The sequence below is a fragment of the Streptosporangium subroseum genome (assembly GCF_900188345.1).
GTDB lineage: Bacteria > Actinomycetota > Actinomycetes > Streptosporangiales > Streptosporangiaceae > Streptosporangium > Streptosporangium subroseum.
The window spans coordinates 68,730-89,407 of record NZ_FZOD01000019.1; the positions used below are offsets into that span (position 1 = coordinate 68,730).

The following is a 20,678-nucleotide window of genomic DNA, read 5'->3' on the forward strand; positions in this document are numbered from 1 at the left end:
GGATCGCCGGTCCGGCCCCGGGATTCGGCTACCGTGGCGGTCATGTCACCGCGAGACCATCGCATCACATTGCTCGGCAAACCCGGCTGCCACCTGTGCGACGACGCCCGGGCGGTGGTCGAGCGGGTCGCCATGGAGCTTGGCGTCCCCTGGGACGAACGCGACATCACCGCCTCCGAGGACGACCAGGCCGCCTACGGGGAGATGATCCCGGTCACCCTGATCGACGGCGTCCAGCACGACTTCTGGCGCGTGGACGAGAATCGTCTGCGCGCCGCGCTCAACGCCTGAAGACCGTCGGGAGCGGCACCACCTTGGCGGCGTTCACATCGAGCTCGATCACGTTGGTGGCGAGCACCATGGTCTGCCGCTCCCTGACAAAACGCTCCACGTGGGGCTGGCGCTGGTGCTCGGTGTAGGCGACCTCGTCGCGATAGAGCTCGTAGACGATGCGCTGGAGCGGCGCCGACTTCACCGAGTGGCAGGCGTAGATCAGCGTGTCGGGCTCGGCGCCGCGGACGGCCTCGACCGTCTCCTCGGCCAGCCGGTTGAACATCTCGCCGGTGCCGTCGATCAGGGTGAACACCGTCAGCATGCCGAAGATGCTGGGTGAGATCCGGCCGGAACCACCCGGCTGCTCGATCATTCCCCCCGGGCCCGGATACATCGCACCGGTGGAGGGCACGCCGCCGTATCCCTGCTCGGCGACCTGGCCGTAACCGCGAGAACCGCGTCCCTGTCCCTGCTCGGCGCCCTGACCGTACCCTCGGGAACCGGCGTAACCGGGCGGACCGCCGAGCCCCTGCTCCGCGGCGGGATCGTAGACGGGTGCGCCGCCGAAGGCCTGGTCGGCGGGCATGGGCTGGAGGCTGCCTGGCCGTCCGCCGGACGGGTCGGGCATGGCGAACTCGCCGGTGGCGGGCCCCACGGGCCTGCCGAACTCGCCGGTGCCCGGTCCGGCCGGTCTGCCGTACTCGCCGGTGCCCGGTCTGGCCGGTCTGCCGTACTCGCCGGTGCCCGGCCCCGCGGGCCTGCCCGCGGAGGGGCTCGCCGGCATGCCGAACTCGTTGAGCGGGACGTTGTACTCACCGGTCGCGGGGTCGGCGGACGGCATGCCGAACTGGCCGGTCGTGGGGGGGCGCTGGGTGAAGTCGTTGCCGGCGGAGGGGCCGGGAGGCGTGTCGCCGAGCGGCATGCCGTACTCGCCCGCCATGAACATCCCGGTGGCGGGACCGCCGAACCTGTCGCCGGGCGGAGGCTGCTGCTGCATCCGCGCCGCGTAGTCGACGTCCTGCTCGCCCGCGCGATACTCGGCGACCAGGTCGCCGAGGCCGGAGCGGCTGGAGGACTCCTCCGGCAGGAGGCGGCGGCCCGCGACCTGTACGTCCCGGGCCGGCTGATCGGGGGTCTGGCGGCGGGAGACCGGAGGCCGGGTCTCCCAGTCGTCCCCGTCCTCATCCTCGTCTTCGTCCTCGTAGGGCGCGAGCGGGCGGAGAACGGCGTACCAGACGGCGGCGGCTGTCACGCAGAGTAAAAGCGCGCCGAACATTCCGGGCACTTTAAAACTTACGGATCCGACGAGGGCGAGGCCCGTGGGAGCGAGCACCAGCAAGGCGTGCATGTTGTCGGCGTCGTAGTCGTCACCACCGCGCCAGCGCACGACCGCGAGCACGAGGCCGGCCAGCAGGCCGATCCCGACCACCGCATGGACCGCGAAGAGCAGATAGGACGGCGGCAGGCCCCAGTGAAGGCTCGCGGTCGGAAGCTCCTTGGTGAAGGACTTCTCCGCCAGGAGCGGATCGACCATCATGATCACCGCGGCGATGAGGGTGAAGGCCACCCCCAGAAGCCAGGAGGCGAACCTGGCCGCAGACTTCCGTGCCAGCAGCTGAACGACCCCGACGGCCAGCCACATGGGGGCCAGCAGAGATCCGGTCAGCTGGTAAATGCGGAATGTTGCCGGTCCGAATGCAAGCAGGTAACCAGCGGCGATTACCCCGAGTGACACGAAGAGCGACGCCGTTGTGACACTCCAGGCGATCAGCCAACCCTTGGGCTCACTACGGAGCCTGGCGATGAGAGCGACGGTGGCGATGGCTGCGAGCAGTGCACCGGCGAGGGCGATGACAGCGACGAGGACTTCCATGGTGTCTCCAATGCTGCCGGACATTACCCCCTAACCGGTAGCCGAACTCATAGTCGGCTCCCCGGACCGGCCCGAAACAACCGGCCCCACACCGTATCCGTCGATTACCCCCAGTCACGACGGACCCAAGTGGATTGTGGAATTACCGGTTCATTTCTAGAGTGATCGAGCACGCCGTACCCCCTTCCCCTCAGGGATACCGGATGCCAGACACGTGGCCGCTTGCCGGACCCCTCCCCGCTACTGCCGGGGTGGCCCAGCCCGTCCGCAGTAATGAGCTCGCCGTACGCGAGGACGCCTCGGATGACCTCCGGAGGCTTGTTCTGCGTGCCAAAACCGGAGACACGGAGGCATTTGGCACGCTCTATGACCGATATCTGAACCTGGTCTACCGCTACGTCTACTTCCGGGTCGGCTCACACCCGCTGGCCGAGGATCTCACGAGCGAGACCTTCCTCCGCGCGCTTCGCCGAATCGCCGACTTCACCTGGCAAGGACGTGATTTCGGGGCATGGCTCGTGACCATCGCCAGGAACTTGATCACCGATCACTTCAAGTCCGGCAGGTACCGCCTTGAGGTTTCGACGGCCGAGGTGATCGACACCCCGCTCGACGGCCCGCACATCCCGGAGAACGCCGTCGTCACCGCGATGGTCAGCGACCGGGTGCTCAGTGCTGTCCGCGACCTCGGTCCCGAGCAGCAGGAGTGCGTCGTCCTGCGTTTCCTTCACGGCATGTCCCTGGCGGAGACCGCGCTCATCATGGGCAAGAAGAGTGGAGCGATCAAGGCACTTCAGTTCCGTGCGATCCGGGCGCTCGCTCGTGCGCTTCCCCCAGATCTCAGCTGATGACTCCCTTGGACCGTGCCCGGGACGGCTCACCATGCCGATGGTGAGGTATCGCGTAACCTGGCGTGCCAGGTCGTCGTTAGGCAAGTGGTATCGATAGATCATGCTCTGGGGGCGGCAGGGAGAGTTCATGGGTAAGTGGCTGCCCGGAATCTCGCGGCGGTCGCAGGCGCGCATCCAAAATCGCGTGTCGCGGCTTGGTGCCCGCATGGCAGGCGGCCCCCGCCTGGAGTTCCGTGCCCGGCTCCGGGAGCAGCTCATGGAGATGCCCCCGGAGGAGGAACTCCAGGAGCGGCAGGTCCTCCCCTCGCGGCCGAGGCCTCGTGCGGGCCTGTTCTCCCGGCTGCTGTGCGCGACGTTGGCGGTTTCGATGGTCATGGCGGGGATACTGACCTACGAGTCGATGCCCGGAGACACCTTCTATCCGCTCAAACGCGCCGCCGAGAGCACCCTGTTCCACCTGAGCAGCGACGACGCCGAGCGGGCCGACCGCTCCTTCGACTACGCGGAGACCCGCGCCCAGGAGGTCGAGGAACTCCTGGGCTCCAACCAGGGCAAGAACGATCTGATCGGGGAGACCCTCCAGGCGATGGAGGAGACCACCCGCTCCGCGGTCACCTCCCTCACGCAGGTACGGCGCCGCGATGCGAAGAGCGCCGGAGAGTTGAAGCGCTTTGTCCAGAAGCAACGCCACCAGATCGAGGGAATGCTTCCAAGAATGGACGCGGAGGATCAAAAAAAGGCCAACGGCTACCTCACCTACATCGACGGCCTGGCCGCGCCCAATTAACCTGTCCCGATGGCTCCGGTGATCTCTCACTCCGCCAAGACGTCACACTCCGCTAACACGACGTATACCGATTTCACCCGCACATGCCAGTTAAGCTGAGGTGCTATGAGGCGGCTACTACGACGGCGTGGCGAAGCGGAAATAGCTGGAGAGGTGGCGGCCGCGGCAGCTGTCGCGATGCCGATGGCCGAGCCCGACCCGACGACCGCCGCCTTTTTCGACGTCGACAACACCATGATGCGCGGCGCCTCCATCTACCATTTCGCCCGGGGCCTCGCCTCACGCGGACTGTTCACCAGCAGGGACCTGCTCAAGTTCGCGCTCGGCCAGGCGGTTTTCCGGGTCCGGGGCAACGAGAATCCCGATCACATCGCCCAGGCCAGGGAGACCGCTCTGGCGTTCGTGGCGGGCAGCAGGGTGGAGGAGATCGTCCGGCTCGGCGAGGAGATCTTCGACGAGGCCATGGCCGACCGGATCTGGCCCGGCACCCGCGCCCTCGCCCAGAGCCACCTGGACGCCGGGCAGCGCGTCTGGCTGGTCACCGCGACCCCGGTGGAACTCGCCCGTGTGATCGCCCAGCGCCTCGGCCTGACCGGCGCCCTCGGCACCGTGTCCGAGACGAAGGACGGCGTCTACACCGGCCGCCTGGTGGGCGACCTGCTCCACGGCCCCGCCAAGGCGGAGGCGGTCCGGGCCCTGGCCCGCATGGAGGGCCTCGACCTGTCCCGCTGCCACGCCTACAGCGACTCGGCCAACGACCTGCCGCTGCTCTCGCTGGTCGGCCACGCCACCGCGATCAACCCCGATGCCGAGCTGCGCTACTACGCAAAAGAGCGCAATTGGGACATCATGGACTTCCGTACCGGTCGGAGGGCCACGATGATCGCTCTGCCCATCGCCGCGAGCGCCGGGGCCATCGCCGGTGGCGTCGCCGCCGCCATCGCCCTGCGCCGCCACTACCGCGGCTGAGCCCTCGTACGGCGCGCTCAGAAGGCAGCCCCCTACGACGCGCTCAGAAGGCCGGCCCCGTACGGCGCGCTCAGAAGAAGGGCGGGAAGGCGTGACCGCGCTGGAGACGGAGCTCGTCCAGCTGTTGCTGGATGACCTCGCGGATCTGGTCGGTGAGGTTGAAGACCAGCATAGGATCGTCCGCCTCGGAGGGGTCGAACTGGTCGGTGCGGATGGGCTCGCCGAAGCCGATCATCCATTTCGACGGGAGCGGGACCAGCCCCAGAAGCCCGAACCAGGGGAACAGCGGGGTGATCGGCAGGTACGGCAGGCCGAGGGTTCTGGCCAGGAAGCGCAGTTCGCCGATCTTGGGGTAGATCTCCTCGGCTCCCACGATGGAACAGGGAACGATCGGGACTCCGGCCCGGATGGCCGAGGCGACAAAGCCGCCGCGGCCGAAACGCTGCAGCTTGTAGCGCTCGGAGAACGGCTTGCCGACGCCCTTGAAGCCCTCGGGGAAGACCCCGACGAGCTCGCCCTTGCGGAGCAGGCGGTCGGCGTCCTCGCGACAGGCCAGGGTGTGCCCGGTCTTGCGTGACAGGTGACCGAGCACCGGAAGCTTGTAGACCAGGTCCGCGCCGAGGAGCCGGATCGCGCGGCGCTCGGGGTGATCGTCGTGCAGGGCGACCTGGAGCATGAGCCCGTCGAGCGGAACGGTGCCCGAGTGGTTGGCCACGATGAGGGCGCCCGAGTCGTCCGGCACGTTCCGCATGCCGACGGTCTCGACGCGGAACCAGCGCCGGTACAGCGGGCGGATCAGCTCCAGCAGCACCTTGTCGGTGAGCTCCCGGTCGAATCCGAACTCGTCGACCTCGTACTCGCCCGAGAGGCGACGCCGCAGGAAGGCCAGAAACTCAGCGAGGCGGTCGTCATCGGCGGGCGGGAGCTCGGGGAAGGACTCGGGGGAAGGCTCCTGGGACGGCTCCCGGGAGGAACGGGCCCGGGTGATGGGAATCACCTCGGCGTCCTCCGGATGCCCGGGTTCGCCTGCCATCTCGGTCACCTCGACGCCACCGCCTGGAACAACAGATCCGTCACGGCCGCGGGGAGCCCGCCGGCCAGGTCGCGCGCGCGGACGAAATCCTCGAAGGCGGCGGCGGTGGAGAACTTGGGCTTCCAGCCGAGTGCCGTGGCCAGCAGGGTGGTGTCCACCACGCGGCCGTGACACATCAGGCGGAGCTGCTCGGGAGAGAAATCGACGAGTCCCGCACCGCGGGCGAGCTCGCCCATGAGACGGAACGCGGAAGAGGGCACGGGCAGCGAGAGCAGGCCGGCCCTGCGAGCGCACTGCGACAGGAGCAGCACGCCGTCCCCGGACACGTTGAACGTGCCGGGATGATCCTCCGTCGCCATCCGCCGGAGGACCTCGACCGCGTCGTCCTCGTGGACGAACTGCAGCCGGGGGTCGAAGCCGAAGACGGTCGGCAGGAGGGGCTGGGTGAAGTAACGGGTCAGTGGGGAGTCGACGCCGGGTCCCATGAAGTTGGCGAACCTGAGCGTCGACACTGCCACGTCACGCCGACGCCTGGCGAAGCCGCGGACGTAGCCCTCCACCTCGGAGGCGTCCTTGGCATAGCCGTGAGTCGGCGGCTCGCCCGGCTCGGCGTCCTCGGTGAAGACAGCCGGGTCGTGCGACGACGAGCCGTACACCGCGGTGGTCGAGCGCACGACAACACGGCGAACCGTCGCGGACCGCTGACAGGCACCGAGCAGTTGCATGGTGCCTATGACGTTGTGCTCTTTCATGAGCGCCCGGCCGCCGCTCCGGGGAGGAGCGCTCACCAGACTCATGTGAACGACGGTGTCGATGTCGGCGGCCGCGATCACCTGAGCGATGTCGGGGCTGCGTAGATCGACGCGGACGAACTCCGTCCGGCCGAGAGGTACGCCGCCATCACGTGAGAGCGAGGGCGGCGGCACCGTATCTACTCCGATGACCCGGTCGATGTCCGGGTCAGCCGCGAGAACGCTCGCCACTCGGGCGCCGATGTGGCGCGAGACCCCGGTGACAAGCACGGTGTGGGTCATCGGCGCCTCGCAAGTCCGCGTTACTACTTCTTGTTACGCCGCTGAATACGGGTCTTCTTCAGAAGCTTGCGGTGCTTCTTCTTCGCCATGCGCTTACGGCGCTTCTTGATCACAGAGCCCACGGGACCCCCAGGTAGCTGGTAGCCGAGATTGTTAAACCGGTGCGCGAACACACACCGGGTCAACAGCCTACCGGCGATCCACGGTAGATCGCCCCTGGGAGACCCCGGGCACTTGAACTCACGACGTCATGACGTCGCTACCTCAGAGAAGCACGAGCCCGTCACATACCGGTTCGGACCGGGAGGAGCGGCATCCGCAAGCCACTCACCACTCCTCGTTGCCTCGCGGCCGGCTCGTCGCTCTCCGGCCACTCGGCACAATGTGTCGAGGTCCCCCTGCTTCAACCCGCCTCGATGTAGGCATCCCTGAGATAGTCGTGCACCTTCTGCTCGGGCACTCGGAAGGATCGACCGACCCGGATGGCCGGCAGCTCGCCCGAATGCACGAGTCGGTACACAGTCATCTTGGACACCCTCATGACAGCGGCCACTTCTGCCACCGTCAGGAACTTCACCTCGCTGAGAGGTCTTTCGCCTGCACCCATCGGACGCCTCTTCCGCACGTGTTTCCGGGTTATCCCCACTGGTGCCATTGCTCACGCACGTGTACTGCCGTCAGCGTAAGTCGGGACTCCGAGTGCGCAAACCCCCTATTTTCTCAACCTACGTAGCCCCATGTCAGCGAAACGGATGAAATCGCTGGCCAGCAGCCGGACCGTGCCCCTCGCCTTGATCTTGGAACGGACCAACTGTCTCCTATTAGAGTCGCCCACAATCATCAAAAAGTTGGCAAACGGTCGGCGAGCTACGTGGAATGCAGGCGCGAAAAGCCCGTATAGGGATGACCCAATTTGCGCATCCCCCGTCTCAGAGGGCTCGCACGACCCTCTCTACCAAGTGGTGCGTCAGCGGTTCGTAATATCTGGGCAGCACGTTGTCATCGAGCGGGACGGTCACCGCGATCTTGCCTTCCGCCTCCCCGACGAAGAGTGCGGGGTCGTTGCTGTCGGCGAATCCGACCGTGAGGATCCCCGCCTCACCGGCCGCACCGGCCCAGCCGTGATCGGCGATGACCAGGTCGGGACGTTCGTCGCCGAATTCGGCGATCATGGCCCGCATCGGGGCAGGGTCGTGGGTGTGCACGAAGGCGCCCCGGTCGTCCAGCATCGCGACGTCGTCCATGTAGCGGACCTTGCGCTTGCGGCCGAACCCGTTGCCCCAGTAGGACCAGCCCTCGGCCGTGCTCATCAACGTGGCGCCGCGCTCCCGCACCAGCCGTGCGAGGGCCATGTGAACGGTGAGCAGGCCGGTGGGATGCCCGGTGGCGATCAGGATCCGGGGATTCCCGCCCCGGAGCACGCCGGCGATCACGTCGCCCATCCGCTCGGTCGCCTCGATCGTGCGGTCGGGGTCGATGGTGTCCTGGCCCTCGCGGTGACCGGGGTCGGCCACCACGCCGGCGGACTTGGCCATCAGCTCCAGCACGTCCCTGTAGGACCATCTGCCGTCCGGCGTCAGCCCGAACATGTGGTGGGGGTCCCGGTTGGCCAGCGACCGGTAGTGGTCCAGGTTGTTCTCCCGGCTGGTCGCCACCTCACCGGCGATACGGGTGCGGATCAGGTGCTCGCGAAGGTCGTCGATCGTCGACGGCGATGCGTCCTGTCCCGTCGCGAGCACCGACAGCCGCTGACCTCGCTCGTCGCTCATCCGCTCATCCTCTTTTCAGTTGCGACGCCGCTCTGACTGCGACACCGCGCATCGCGACTCGGGCGCCGGCGACCGGTGGTCTCCCTCGCGGGCCCGCCTTGCCGCCCCTGCTTTCCCGGGGCCTCCGAGGCCCCGGGACCGGTCCGCCGGCGGATCCGGTGGCTAGGGGAGGGGATCCAGTCCGTGGAAGGGAAAGACGGCGTTTCTGGTCGCCATGATGGCCCGATCGATCCCGTCTGCTGGGTCATAACCAGTAGAGAAATCACGAAATTCCGGATGCCTGCCATCGGTCAGTGTCAACGGTGCCGTCTGCCCGGTCCGCTCCTTGACAAACCGGCGCCATGCCTCGGGGGTGGCGGTGGCGGGATCGATCGGGTGCCCCGAGACCTCGGCGATCAGGTGGGTCCACGCCCGGGGCACGACCTGCACCAGCTCGTACCCTCCGCCGCCGGTGACGATCCACCGCCCGCCCGCGGTCTCGTGGGCGAACCTGTGCAGCGCCTCGTACGCGGTGCGCTGGCCGTCCACGCTGAGCATCAGGTTGGCCAGCGGGTCCAGGGCATGGCTGTCGCAGCCGTGCTGGGTGACCAGGATCTCGGGGGCGAACTCCCGCAGCAGTTGCGGCACCACCGCGTGGAAGGCCCTCAGCCAGCCGCTGTCGCCGCATCCGGCGGGCAGGGCCACGTTGACCGCGGTCCCCTCCGCGCCGGTCTCCTGAGGGAAACCAGTGCCGGGGAAGAGCGTGCGAGGGCTCTCGTGGAGGCTGATGGTGAGCACCCTCGGGTCGTCGTAGAACAACGACTGGACGCCGTCCCCGTGGTGCACGTCCACGTCCACGTACGCGATCCTGGAGGCCCCCTGGGCCAGCAGCCAGGCGATCGCCGCCGCCGGGTCGTTGTAGACGCAGAACCCGCTCGCCGTGGCGGCCATCGCGTGATGCAGGCCGCCCGCGACGTTCACCGCGTGCTCGGCCTCACCTGTCCACACCGAGCGGGCCGCCTCCAGGGTGGCACCGGTGATCAGCGCGGACGCCTCGTGAACCCCGGCGAAGGCGGGGTTGTCCGCGGTGCCGAGCCCGTGGGACAGGTCGGGCCGTCCCGTCGCGGAGACCCACTTGACGGCCTCGATGTAGTCACGCTTGTGGACGAGTGCCAGCTCTTCGTCGGTGGCGGGCGCGCACCCGGTCAGCTCGACCCGATCCAGCACGCCGAGCTCCCTGGCCAGCGCCATGGTCAGCTCGACACGGACGGGCGCGAGCGGATGCCCGGGCCCGAAGTCGTAGGAGGTGAGCGCATCGTCCCAGACGACCCGCACGGATCGGCTCATGGATCCCTCCCGTTCGGCGGCGTGTCCCGACAGACCTCGATCTTCCCCGCTTTCGGCCGACGTTACCGCACGAATTCGGAAGCCGGTTTACACGGCCTTCATGGAGGAGAAGGTCGTTTTGATCTGAGCGAAATATCTGGACTTATTCCGTTAAAAGCGACACCCTTCGCGGGCGTACGGCGTGCCGTACGGTCGAGGCATGCGCTTGCACGCCCCCCGCGCCGCATGGCGATTCCTCAAGCGCCCCCGCGTCCAGGACGCGCTGCTCGCCGGGCTGGTCCTCCTGCTGGAGGGATCGGCGATGCTCCGTTCCCATCTGGGTGACCCACGGGGCCAGATCATCGGCGGCGCGATCGCCGCGGCCGGCTGCCTGGCCCTCCTCGCGCGGCGGAGCCGGCCCGCCGCCGTCGTGATGGTCACCCTGGCCCTGGACCTCGCGGGCGTCGCCGCCGGCGTCGACGGCCCGGGCACCACGCCCGGCGTCGTCGCCCTCTACAGCGCGGGCCGTCACGCCCCGAACCGGACGGCCTGGCTCCTCGCGGGCGCCGGCGCCTGCACCTACCTGACCGGCATGGTGCTGGTCGTCCCCCCGCTGCCGGGGAACCAGACCGTCCCCGTGCTGGGGGCGTTCATCTACGTCGGGCTGGGTCAGTACATCCGGTTCCGGGGAGAGCTCAGGCAGCGCGGGCAGCGCGAGGCGGCCGAGAACGCGGTGCGGGCCGAGCGCCGTCGCATCGCCCGCGAGCTGCACGACGTCGTGGCCCACCACATCAGCGTGATCACCGTGCTCATGGGCGCGGCCAGGACGACGGTGCCGGCCGACCCCGGCAAGGCTCAGGAGACCCTGCTCACGGCCGAGCGGACGGCGCGGACCGCGATGACGGAGATGCGCCGGCTCCTGCACGTGCTCCGCGCCGAAGACGGCGAGCAACCGGAGAACCAGGCGGGCGTCGGGGCCGCGGCGCTGCCGGAACTGGTCAGGCAGGCCGCGAGCGCCGGGCTGCCCGCGCGGCTGGAGGTGACCGGGGAGGCGGTGGCGCTGCCCTCGGTCGTGGACCACGCGATCTACAGGATCGTCCAGGAGTCCCTCACCAACACGCGCAGGCACGCTCGGGGCGCCCGTTCCAGCGTGCGGCTCACCTATCTGCCGGACGCGGTCGAGGTGGAGGTCCTGGACGACGGCCTGGGCGCCAGGGCGGCTCCGGGCGGCGGGTTCGGGCTGGTCGGCATGGCCGAGCGGGTGGCGTTGTCCGGGGGCGAGCTGCGGACCGGGCCCCGGCGCGAAGGCGGCTTCGGGGTGCACGCCCGGTTCCCGCTGCCCGGAGCCGCGAGCCTGGGAGCGGAGGCCCAGCCGGGGGCGTGAGCCGTACCCTGCTCCCAGGGTGAGGACCCTTCGCGGGGCGGAGGATATCCGGCCGGGGCGCGGCGAGGCTGGAATCATGATTCGAGCAACGGAACTCACAAAACGGTACGGCCCGACCGTCGCCGTGGACGAGCTGTCGTTCACCGTGGAGAGCGGCCGGGTGACCGGTTTCCTCGGGCCCAACGGCGCGGGCAAGTCGACCACCATGAGAATGGTCCTCGGGCTCGACCGGCCGACGAAGGGCGCGGTCCACATCGACGGCTCGCCGTACCGCGAGCTGCGACACCCGCTGCGCAAGGTCGGCGCGCTGCTGGACGCCAAGGCCGTCCACGGCGGGCGCACGGCCCGCGACCACCTGCTCTGCCTGGCGCAGGGGAACTCGATCCCGGCCTCGCGGATCGGGGAGGTCCTGGACCTGGTCGGCCTCGCGGAGGTGGCCGGGCGGCGGATCGGCGGATTCTCCCTGGGCATGTCCCAGCGGCTCGGCATCGCCGCGGCGATGCTCGGCGACCCGGAGGTGCTGCTGTTCGACGAGCCGGTGAACGGGCTGGATCCCGAGGGCATCCTGTGGATCCGCACGCTGATGCGGAAACTGGCGGCCGAGGGCCGCACGGTCTTCGTCTCCAGCCACCTGATGAGCGAGATGGCCCAGACCGCCGACCACCTGATCGTGATCGGCCGGGGCAGGCTCATCGCCGACTCGGGAACGGGGGCGTTCATCGACCGCAGCTCGCAGTCCTACGTCCGGGTGGGCTCGCCGAGATCGGCCGAGCTCGCGGCGCTCCTGTCGGCGAAGCCGTCCGGGAACTCCGCGGTGGCTGTGAGGCCGTCGAGGGACTCGGCGTTGACGGTGGAACCGCCCGCGGGCTCGGCGGTGGAGTCGCACGGAGACCACCTGCGGGTGACGGGCATGACGGCGGCGGAGATCGGCGAGGTGGCCGCGGCGGCCGGGATCGCGCTGCACGAGGTGACGCTCGTCCAGCCGACGCTGGAGGCGGCCTACATGGAACTGACCAGGGACAGCGCGCAGTACACAGCGGAAGGACCGACGGCATGAACAGCATGAACGGGATACTGCTCGGCGAATGGACCAAGATGCGCTCGGTGCGTTCCACGATGTGGACACTGCTCGCCACGGCGGCGCTGATGATCGCCGGCGGCGCGGTGTTCTCGGCGATCATGGCCGCGTCGTGGGACAACCTGGCCCCCCAGATAGCGGCCTCGTTCGACGCCACGTCGATCAGCCTGTTCGGCGCCGGCTTCGCGGCACTGGCCGCGGCGGCGCTCGGCGTGCTGGTGATCAGCGGCGAATACCGGACGGGCATGATCCGTACGACGTTCCTGGCGGTGCCCCGGCGGTTGCACGTGCTGGCGGCCAAGGCCGCGGTCCTCACGGTCACGGTCCTCACCGTGACCGCGGGAGCGTCGCTCGTGTCCTTCCTCGCCGGCCAGGCACTGCTGGCGCCCACCGGCTCACAGGCGTCCCTGGGGGATCCCGGCGTGCTCCGCGCCGTCCTGGGGACCGGGCTCTACCTGACGGCGAGCGGCCTGTTCGGGCTGGCGGTCGGCGCGCTGATCCGGCACGCGGCGGGGGCGATCGTCGCGGTCATCGGCCTGATCTTCGTCCTGCCCCCGATGGCGTCCGCGCTGCCCGGCGGCTGGGGCCGGTACGTCACCGTCAACGCCGGTCAGCAGATCATGGCCACGCGGACGGCCGAGGGGGCGCTGGGACCGTGGACCGGGTTCGGCGTGTACTGCGCCTGGATCGCGGTGACGATGATCGCCGCCGCGGTCCTGATGAATCGCCGTGACGCCTGAAGCCGCCCGGTCAGGCCGGGGCCGCCCTGCGCAGGCCCCGGATGGCGGGCACCAGGAGCAGGGTGGTGCAGCCGGCGACCGCCACGATCGAGGAGACGGTCAGCAGTTCCTGCGCCCCCACCACCTCGGCGACCGGGCCGGCGAGCACCTGGCCGACCGGGACGAACAGGGTGGATCCGGCGACCTCGTAGGCGGTGACACGGTTGAGCGCCTCCGCCGGCACCTGGGTCTGGATGCTCGTGGCCCACATGACCGACCAGAACGCCCAGCCCGCCCCGCCGATCGCGTGCGCGGCCATCATGACCGGGAGCGGCAGCGCGCCGGCGATGGACAGCGGTTCCAGCGCGAAGCCGAACAGGCCGATCGCCCCGGCCATCAGCGGCCGCCCCGGGCGGATCCGCATCGCGACCAGGCCGCCGACGACGGTGCCGGCGCCGGAGGCGGACATGACCAGGCCGTAGGCGGCCTCGCTGAGCTGCTTGGTGACCAGCACCGAGCCCAGCGGGATCATCGGGCCGAACAGGGTGACGCCGAAGACCGCCCAGACCAGGATCACCGACCACATCCAGGTCCTGGACCGGAACTCCTGCCAGCCGCCGCGCAGGTTGCGCCACATCGACTCCTTCGCGGGCGGGGAGGCGACCGCGGGGAGGCGCAGGAGGAGCAGGCAGACCGCGCTGGTCGCGAACCCGGCGGCGTCGATGGCGAAGACGATCCCGACGCCCGCGAAGCCGACGATGGCGCCCGCGACGCCCGGCCCGGCCAGCAGCATGATCGCCTCGGAGACCCGCAGGGTGGCGTTGGCCTTCTGCACGTCCCTGGCCACGCGCGGGACCGTACTGGAGACTCCGGGCTGGTACATGGCGGCGGCGACGCCGTTGACCGCGGCGATGACCAGGATCTGCCAGAGCTGCGGATGACCGAAGATGAACAGCGCCGCGCTGGTCCCCTGGGTCACCACCCGGACCGTGTCGGCGCCGATCATCATGCGGCGCGGCGTGAATTTGTCGGCGAATACCCCGCCGAACAGGATGAGCACCGCGAAGGGCGCCATCCACGCGGCCAGCGCGAGCCCCACCCCGGTCGAGCCGTACCCGAGCCCGCCCACGCCGATCGCCGTGGCGAACGGGACCATCGCGGCGCCGAGCATGGAGACGGACCGCGCGGTGAAGAACAGGGTGAAACTCCGCGACCAGACCGCGGATCCCACCTGTTCCCGCTGCTCGTCAGCGTGTACGGCTTGCGCCACGACTACCCCATTCCCACCGAAGTCCCGTGGAAATGATGCCCTATGTAGGAAAGTTTCCTAATAGAGGGGGGTGCGAACGGAGGGCGGGGTCAGCCCTCGGCGAGCTCGCGCCCGCGGTTCCTGGCGGCCTCGATGGCGGCCAGGAAGGCCGCGCGGACGCTGTGCCGCTCCAACTCGGCGATGGCCGCGATGGTGGTGCCGCCGGGAGAGGTGACCGCCTCGCGGAGGATCACCGGGTGCTCGCCCGAGTCGCGGAGCATGATGGCCGCCCCGACGATCGACTGGGTGACCATGTCGAGGGCCGCGGCGCGGGGCATGCCGAGCAGGATGCCCGCGTCGACCATGGCCTCGACGAGGTAGAAGAAGTAGGCGGGGCCGCTGCCCGACAGCGCGGTGGCGGCGTCCTGCTGGGACTCGGGGATGCGCAGCACCTTGCCGACCGGCCGCAGCAGGTCCTCGGTGCGCTTGAGGTGCTCCTCGGAGGCGTGGGCGCCCGCCGAGATCACGCTCATCGCCTCGTCCACCAGCACCGGCGTGTTGGACATCACCCTGACCACCGGGATGTCGGCGCCCAGGCGCGACTCCACGAACGAGGTCGTGATGCCCGCCGCCGCCGAGATCACCAGGAGGTCCGCCGGGACGTGCGGGGCGATCTCGCCCAGCAGGGAGGCCATGTCCTGCGGCTTGACCGCGAGGATGATCGTGTCGGCGCTCTTGGCGGCCTCCGCGTTGGAGACCGTCCGCACGCCGTACCGCTCTTCGAGATCCTTGGCGCGCTCCGTGCGCCGCGCGGTCGCCAGCACGTCGCCAGGCTTGAACCCGGCCCGCAGCAGCCCCGACAGGAGCGCCTCGCCCATCTTGCCGGTTCCAAGAATCGCGATCATGGGAACACCTCGAAATCAGGAAGGCGGAAACTCCTCGCAGCCTATCGGCCCCTTCTCCCTGCGAAATCATTCGGGAAAAGCGAGAGTGGCGCTGGATAGAGGTTGTCGGCGCGGGAGGAATGACATGAGCGTCACTCGGATCGATCTCGACGACGACATCCTCGCCGAGGCGATGCGGATACTGGGTACCACCGTCAAGGAGGACGCGGTGAACACCGCCCTTCGGGAGTATGTGGCTCGCGTGAAGCGCATCGAGGCGCTGGAGGCCCTCTCCGCCCGCGCAGCCAGAGGAGAGTTCGACGATGCGGCGAAAGCGGCAAAGGCACGCCGGGCGGTCATGACCGAGGTCCGGCAGCGCGACATCAGGCTTCCCTGAACCTCCTGCGGCTCCGATCCGTTGTAGGGGCATGCGTATGATCGTGACCTCTCTTCTGGCCGGAAGCCTGCTGCTGGCCGCGGGCTGCGGCACCGAACCCAGCGCCGTGACCACCACGGGCGCCGCTCCCTCACAGGCGGTTCCGTCCCAGGCCGCCCCCTCTCAGCCGGTGAGCCACACGGTGGCGCCCCAGACCGAGCCCACGGGGGGCACTCCCAAACCGACCAAACCCGAGGGACACACCGACAATCCCCGCAAGGTCAGGTGGTTGAAGGCCACGCCGTCGAAGGACCGCCGGAGTCTGCGGGTCGTCTGGTGGTCCGGGGTCGAGCCCTGCAACGTGCTCGACCGGGTCACCGTGCGCGAGACCTCCAAGAAGGTGACCGTCACCCTCTGGGAGGGCCCGAGCAGCAAGGTCCAGAACGTCGCCTGCATCGAGATCGCCATCCAGAAGGTGACGACCGTCAAGCTCAAGAAGCCCCTCGGCCACCGCAAGATCGTCGACGGCGCCAAGCCCTGAGCCGGTACGGCTCGCGACGCGCGGGAGCCGTACCGCCGGTTTCACCGGGTCAGTGGCAGACGCCGTTGCCCTTCAGGTGGCAGCCGGGAGGAAGCACCGGCCGCTCGTCGGTCCAGCCCACCTCGCTGACGGTGTTGTCGATGAGCGCCGTGCCCTTCGGAAACCCGTCCTCCACGCGCACCGTGAGATACCGCGCACCGATTCTCCTACCGGTCAGAGAGTCCAGGAGGGTCTCATGCGTGACCGGGACATCATGGCCGCCGAACTCAAGCTGGGTGGTCTCTCGCAGTTCGTTGTCGCGGAGATCGACCGCGAGGGCGGAGCGGCCCAGCGAATCGACGGTCTCGCGGACGGCCACGCCTCCGGGCAGTTCCGCGTACATCCGGAGCAGCGTCGCCCGGACGGCGGGACGGACCGGCAGCCCGAGCATGTCCGGCACGGCTTCCACGAGGAATTCCTCAAAGCTGTCCTTGGAGAGTGCCTTGATGCCCCGCTTCACCTGTGCCGCGTGATATCCGGCCAGGCGCTTCCTCAAAAGAGCCGGATCGGCAGGGAGAGCCGCCAAATCCGCGAGGGTGAAGGAGGACACGGAGTGATCCAAGATCAGCCCTTTGGCAGACACCCCGAACATGAACCCGGGAGGGGTTCTCCCACCGCCGGTGATGGTCTGCTCGCAGACGGAGGGTTTCGGTGGTGTGCATCCGGCCGGCACCTTCCACTGCTTCGGAGAGCCCTGCTCACGCCAGATCCGCTCATCCCGCGAGGTGAGCGGCTCATAACCCGTCGACCGTATCTCCTGGACGGAATGCGCCCCGGGCTTGGCCGGGGCCCACTCGCGCATGTCCAGCGTGGAGGCGATCAAGTAGCGGGCGGAGGCCGGGCCCATCGGCAGCGGCTCCCTGGAGAGGGTCCGCGTCCTCCAGTAGGCACCGGTCTCGACGGGCAGCCTCTCCACCCTGTCCGCGAGTTCCAGAAGCAGTCGCGTGCCGCTCCTCGGTGTCGGCGAGGCCGAGGCCGACACGGGAGTCGACACGGGGGCCGGCGCGTGGGCTAGGAGGGTCGCGGCCAGGGCGGCGGCGGTGACGACGGCGGCGGTGGCCGTGGCGGCTCCGATGATCAGTGCCCAGGTGTGGCGGGGGCGACGCCGTACCTCGTGGGCGGCCAGGCGGGCACGGGCGCGGGCGACGACCTCGGGCGCGGGCGGCGGCGCGTCCGGCAGCGAGGACTCCAGCAGGGTGATCTCATCCATCGTGGGCCTCCTTCAGCGGGTTGACGTCGCCCAGCGCCCTGCGGAGCTGTTTGCGCGCCCGGTTCAGACGGGACGCCACGGTCCCGTACGGGATGCCGAGGGCGGCGGCCACCTCGGCGTGGGTGAGCTCGGCGAGGGCGACGAGCAGGACCACGTCGCGGTCGCGCTTGGCGAGACCGGCCAGCGCCCCCGCGAGCCGGCCCGTCACCTGCCCGGCGGCGATCTTGGTGGCGACGACGCTCTCGTGGCTCTCCACGCGCTCGTCCGTCCCGGACCGGCTGAGCGCCCTCCACCGGCGTACCTCGCTCCGGCGGTGCCTGGCCAGGATGTTGGTGGCGATGCCGTACAGCCAGGGCCGGACCCCGCCCCGGGCGGCGTCGAAGCGGTCGCGGTCGCGGAAGGCGGCGAGGAAGGTGTCGGCCGCGAGGTCGTCGGCGGCGTTGACGTCCAGGCGCCGCGCGATGTAGCGATGGATCTCGGCGAAGTGGGCGTTGAACACCCGGTCGAAATCGTCGCGTGGCGACCACTCGCCGATCTCGGGCCGCGGCCCGAGATCAGGGGGAGCGATCATGCGCTTTCCTTCGTTGTAGGGGGACAGAAGGCGTCCCCCGGCCGCGCCGGGAGACGTCCCTTGTTGCCCGGAAGCCGGGAATGCTTTCACGCGAACGAAGGTTGAGCCCACTAGACTCAAGTCGTTTGACAAACGTCACTCGAGACTCCAGTATGAGTCGCATCGACTCAACTTTGACTACAAGGACGTACTCATGGCACGTGCGGTAGGTATCGACCTGGGGACGACCAACTCCGTCGTCTCGATCCTCGAGGGCGGTGAGCCCACCGTCATCGCCAACGCGCAGGGCTCGCGGACCACCCCGTCTGTGGTCGCCTTTGCGAAGAACGGCGAGGTTCTTGTCGGCGAGGTCGCCAAGCGACAGGCCGTCACCAACGTGGACCGGACGATCCGTTCGGTCAAGCGGGAGATGGGCACGAACTGGTCCGTCGAGATCGACGGCAAGAAGTTCTCCCCGCAGCAGATCAGCGCCTTCGTTCTGCAGAAGCTCAAGCAGGACGCCGAGGCCTACCTGGGCGAGAAGATCACCGACGCGGTGATCACCGTCCCGGCTTACTTCAACGACGCCCAGCGTCAGGCGACCCAGGAAGCCGGCACCATCGCCGGCCTCAACGTGCTCCGCATCATCAACGAGCCCACCGCTGCGGCGCTCGCCTACGGCCTCGACAAGGAGAAGGACGAGACCATCCTCGTCTTCGACCTCGGCGGCGGCACCTTCGACGTGTCCCTGCTCGACGTCGGCCAGGAGGACGGCCACGGCTTCGTCGAGGTCAAGGCCACCAGCGGCGACAACCACCTCGGTGGCGACGACTGGGACCAGCGCGTCGTCGACGAGCTCGCGACCCGTTTCAAGAACGCGCACGGCGTCGACCTGACCAAGGACAAGATGGCCCTTCAGCGCCTGCGTGAGGCCGCTGAGAAGGCCAAGATCGAGCTCTCCAGCCAGTCGGAGACCTCCATCAACCTGCCCTACATCACCGCTTCGGCCGAGGGCCCCCTCCACCTGGAGGAGAAGCTCACCCGCGCCGAGTTCCAGCGGATCACGGCCGACCTGCTCGAGCGGTGCAAGGGCCCGTTCAACCAGGTCATCAAGGACGCCGGGATCAAGGTCTCCGACATCGCCCACGTGGTGCTCGTCGGCGGCTCGACCCGCATGCCCGCCGTCGTCGACCTCGTCAAGGGTCTGACCGCCGGCCAGGAGCCCAACAAGGGCGTCAACCCGGACGAGGTCGTGGCCATCGGCGCCGCCCTCCAGGCCGGCGTGCTCAAGGGCGAGGTCAAGGACGTCCTGCTGCTCGATGTGACCCCGCTGTCGCTGGGCATCGAGACCAAGGGCGGGATCTTCACGAAGATCATCGAGCGCAACACCACGATCCCGACCAAGCGCTCCGAGGTCTTCACCACGGCCGAGGACAACCAGCCGTCGGTGCAGATCCAGGTCTACCAGGGCGAGCGTGAGATCGCGGCCTACAACAAGAAGCTGGCCACCTTCGAGCTGACCGGCATCGCCCCGGCGCCGCGCGGCATCCCGCAGGTCGAGGTCACCTTCGACATCGACGCCAACGGCATCGTCAACGTCTCCGCCAAGGACCTCGGCACCGGCAAGGAGCAGACGATGACGATCACCGGCGGCTCCGCGCTGCCGAAGGACGACATCGAGCGCATGATGCGCGAGGCCGAGTCCTACGCCGAAGAGGACAAGCAGCGCCGCGAAGAGGCCGAGACGCGCAACAACGCCGACTCGCTCGTCTACCAGACCGAGAAGTTCCTCGGCGAGAACGCCGAGAAGGTTCCGGACGACATCAAGACCGAGGTCAACGACGCTCTCACCGAGCTGAAGAAGACACTCGAGGGCACCGACTCGGCCGCGATCCGCGCCTCCGCGGAGAAGCTCGCCACGGTCAGCCAGAAGATGGGTTCGGCGATCTACGCTCAGGCTCAGGCGCAGGGCTCAGAAGGCCCGGCCGGCACGACCGACGCCGAGACCACGGACGGCCAGAAGGCGGACGACGATGTGGTCGAGGCCGAGATCGTGGACGACGAGCCGAAGCGCGAAGACGGCAAGAAGTGACGGTCGGAGAGCCGAGGGGAGCAAGAGCGTGAGCACGCGCGAGAACGGTTCCGAGGAGGAGCCGGTTATCCGCGACAACCGCAAGATCGACCCGGAGACGGGGCAGGCGCGTCAGCCGAAGCCGGCGGACGAGACGTCCGAGCAGGCCGGGGAGCAGGCCGACCGGCCCTCCCTGGCCGACAACCTGGCCTCGATCGAGCTGGCCACCCAGCTCGCCGAGCGCACCGCGGACCTGCAGCGTCTCCAGGCGGAGTATTCCAACTACCGCAAGCGGGTGGAGCGTGACCGGGCGGCCGTCAGGGAGCAGGCGGTGGCCGGCGCCCTGGTCGAGCTGCTTCCGGTCCTCGACGACATCGGCCGTGCCCGTGACCACGGAGAGCTCACCGGCGGCTTCGCCAAGGTGAGCGAGTCCCTGGAGGCGGCCACCGGGAAGCTGGGATTGACGACCTTCGGCACCAAGGGCGAGCCCTTCGACCCGACGGTGCACGAGGCGCTGATCCACAGCTACTCCCCCGACGTCACCGAGCCGACCTGTGTGGAGATCCTGCAGCCCGGTTACCGGATCGGCGAGCGCGTGCTCCGCCCCGCGCGGGTCGCGGTCGCCGAGCCCGAAGAGCCCGTCGCGGGCGACAACTGACACCCCCGTATTTGATCTCTGAGAA

General features: G+C 69.0%; 22 protein-coding genes. 11 read left to right on the forward strand and 11 right to left on the reverse strand.

Annotated elements, in window-relative coordinates:
* The first annotated feature begins 42 nt into the window (after positions 1-42).
* Positions 43-291 (forward strand): glutaredoxin family protein, encoded by a 249-nt coding sequence (locus CHC08_RS20400; RefSeq protein ID WP_089209008.1) that lies wholly within the window; start codon positions 43-45, stop codon positions 289-291.
* Here CHC08_RS20400 and CHC08_RS20405 read toward each other — a convergent pair.
* A complete protein-coding gene (locus tag CHC08_RS20405) occupies positions 281-2,146 on the reverse strand; it encodes an antibiotic biosynthesis monooxygenase (RefSeq protein ID WP_143653288.1) in 1,866 nt (621 codons plus the stop codon). The two genes, CHC08_RS20400 and CHC08_RS20405, sit on opposite strands and share 11 nt — an antisense overlap.
* Positions 2,147-2,349: 203 nt before the next feature.
* On the opposite strand from CHC08_RS20405, the gene CHC08_RS20410 reads away from it, so the two are divergent.
* The 3 genes from CHC08_RS20410 to CHC08_RS20420 all read left to right on the forward strand — a co-directional run bounded on the left by CHC08_RS20410 (position 2,350) and on the right by CHC08_RS20420 (position 4,753).
* On the forward strand, positions 2,350-2,994 hold the full coding sequence (locus tag CHC08_RS20410; protein WP_089208923.1) for a sigma-70 family RNA polymerase sigma factor: 645 nt from the start codon (positions 2,350-2,352) through the stop codon (positions 2,992-2,994).
* 208 nt (positions 2,995-3,202) lie between these two features.
* A complete protein-coding gene (locus tag CHC08_RS20415; protein WP_143653289.1) occupies positions 3,203-3,784 on the forward strand; it encodes a DUF5667 domain-containing protein in 582 nt (193 codons plus the stop codon).
* Positions 3,785-3,889: 105 nt separating this feature from the next.
* Positions 3,890-4,753 carry an HAD family hydrolase gene (locus tag CHC08_RS20420; protein ID WP_089208925.1) on the forward strand — a complete coding sequence of 288 codons (864 nt, stop codon included), beginning with the start codon at positions 3,890-3,892 and terminating at the stop codon, positions 4,751-4,753.
* A gap of 70 nt (positions 4,754-4,823) precedes the next feature.
* Here the strand turns inward: CHC08_RS20420 and CHC08_RS20425 are convergent, their stop codons facing one another.
* The 6 genes from CHC08_RS20425 to CHC08_RS20450 form a co-directional block, all read right to left on the reverse strand.
* A complete protein-coding gene (locus CHC08_RS20425; RefSeq protein ID WP_089209009.1) occupies positions 4,824-5,786 on the reverse strand; it encodes a lysophospholipid acyltransferase family protein in 963 nt (320 codons plus the stop codon).
* Between the two features lie 5 nt (positions 5,787-5,791).
* Positions 5,792-6,820: an NAD-dependent epimerase/dehydratase family protein gene (locus CHC08_RS20430; RefSeq protein ID WP_089208926.1), complete on the reverse strand. Its 1,029-nt coding sequence runs from the start codon at positions 6,818-6,820 to the stop codon at positions 5,792-5,794.
* Positions 6,821-6,843: 23 nt separating this feature from the next.
* Positions 6,844-6,942, reverse strand: coding sequence for a 30S ribosomal protein bS22 (locus CHC08_RS20435; protein WP_018654693.1), 99 nt, complete (start codon positions 6,940-6,942; stop codon positions 6,844-6,846).
* 281 nt (positions 6,943-7,223) lie between these two features.
* A complete protein-coding gene (locus tag CHC08_RS20440) occupies positions 7,224-7,427 on the reverse strand; it encodes a helix-turn-helix domain-containing protein (RefSeq protein WP_089208927.1) in 204 nt (67 codons plus the stop codon).
* 322 nt (positions 7,428-7,749) lie between these two features.
* On the reverse strand, positions 7,750-8,589 hold the full coding sequence (locus CHC08_RS20445; RefSeq protein WP_089208928.1) for a phosphatase: 840 nt from the start codon (positions 8,587-8,589) through the stop codon (positions 7,750-7,752).
* A gap of 162 nt (positions 8,590-8,751) precedes the next feature.
* Positions 8,752-9,915 carry an acetoin utilization protein AcuC gene (locus tag CHC08_RS20450; protein ID WP_089208929.1) on the reverse strand — a complete coding sequence of 388 codons (1,164 nt, stop codon included), beginning with the start codon at positions 9,913-9,915 and terminating at the stop codon, positions 8,752-8,754.
* Between the two features lie 199 nt (positions 9,916-10,114).
* Between CHC08_RS20450 and CHC08_RS52465 the strand changes: the two genes are divergently transcribed.
* From CHC08_RS52465 to CHC08_RS20465, 3 genes are all read left to right on the forward strand, one after another.
* Positions 10,115-11,278, forward strand: a complete 1,164-nt coding sequence (locus CHC08_RS52465) for a sensor histidine kinase (RefSeq protein ID WP_089208930.1) — start codon at positions 10,115-10,117, stop codon at positions 11,276-11,278.
* Positions 11,279-11,354: 76 nt separating this feature from the next.
* Positions 11,355-12,335: an ATP-binding cassette domain-containing protein gene (locus CHC08_RS20460; RefSeq protein WP_089208931.1), complete on the forward strand. Its 981-nt coding sequence runs from the start codon at positions 11,355-11,357 to the stop codon at positions 12,333-12,335.
* Positions 12,332-13,096 (forward strand): hypothetical protein, encoded by a 765-nt coding sequence (locus tag CHC08_RS20465; RefSeq protein WP_089208932.1) that lies wholly within the window; start codon positions 12,332-12,334, stop codon positions 13,094-13,096. Before CHC08_RS20460 ends, CHC08_RS20465 begins: the two co-directional genes overlap by 4 nt.
* Positions 13,097-13,106: 10 nt before the next feature.
* Here the strand turns inward: CHC08_RS20465 and CHC08_RS20470 are convergent, their stop codons facing one another.
* Together CHC08_RS20470 and proC are read right to left on the reverse strand one after the other, a co-directional pair.
* Positions 13,107-14,345 carry an MFS transporter gene (locus tag CHC08_RS20470; protein ID WP_089208933.1) on the reverse strand — a complete coding sequence of 413 codons (1,239 nt, stop codon included), beginning with the start codon at positions 14,343-14,345 and terminating at the stop codon, positions 13,107-13,109.
* 89 nt (positions 14,346-14,434) lie between these two features.
* Positions 14,435-15,229: a pyrroline-5-carboxylate reductase gene (gene proC / locus CHC08_RS20475; RefSeq protein WP_089208934.1), complete on the reverse strand. Its 795-nt coding sequence runs from the start codon at positions 15,227-15,229 to the stop codon at positions 14,435-14,437.
* Positions 15,230-15,353: 124 nt separating this feature from the next.
* Between proC and CHC08_RS20480 the strand changes: the two genes are divergently transcribed.
* Positions 15,354-15,605, forward strand: coding sequence for a type II toxin-antitoxin system VapB family antitoxin (locus CHC08_RS20480; RefSeq protein WP_089208935.1), 252 nt, complete (start codon positions 15,354-15,356; stop codon positions 15,603-15,605).
* Between the two features lie 37 nt (positions 15,606-15,642).
* Positions 15,643-16,125, forward strand: a complete 483-nt coding sequence (locus CHC08_RS20485; protein WP_089209010.1) for a hypothetical protein — start codon at positions 15,643-15,645, stop codon at positions 16,123-16,125.
* A 49-nt stretch (positions 16,126-16,174) separates the two neighbouring features.
* Here CHC08_RS20485 and CHC08_RS20490 read toward each other — a convergent pair whose 3' ends face one another.
* Together CHC08_RS20490 and CHC08_RS20495 are read right to left on the reverse strand one after the other, a co-directional pair.
* Positions 16,175-17,374 (reverse strand): CU044_5270 family protein, encoded by a 1,200-nt coding sequence (locus CHC08_RS20490; protein ID WP_089208936.1) that lies wholly within the window; start codon positions 17,372-17,374, stop codon positions 16,175-16,177.
* Positions 17,367-17,945, reverse strand: a complete 579-nt coding sequence (locus tag CHC08_RS20495; RefSeq protein WP_089208937.1) for an RNA polymerase sigma factor — start codon at positions 17,943-17,945, stop codon at positions 17,367-17,369. Before CHC08_RS20495 ends, CHC08_RS20490 begins: the two co-directional genes overlap by 8 nt.
* A gap of 193 nt (positions 17,946-18,138) precedes the next feature.
* Here CHC08_RS20495 and dnaK point away from each other — a divergent pair, with 193 nt between their 5' ends.
* The gene (gene dnaK / locus CHC08_RS20500; protein WP_089208938.1) at positions 18,139-20,016 is read left to right on the forward strand and encodes a molecular chaperone DnaK; all 1,878 of its coding nucleotides are present in this window, start codon (positions 18,139-18,141) and stop codon (positions 20,014-20,016) included.
* Between the two features lie 28 nt (positions 20,017-20,044).
* Positions 20,045-20,653 (forward strand): nucleotide exchange factor GrpE, encoded by a 609-nt coding sequence (gene grpE / locus CHC08_RS20505; protein WP_089208939.1) that lies wholly within the window; start codon positions 20,045-20,047, stop codon positions 20,651-20,653.
* Positions 20,654-20,678 lie beyond the last annotated feature (25 nt).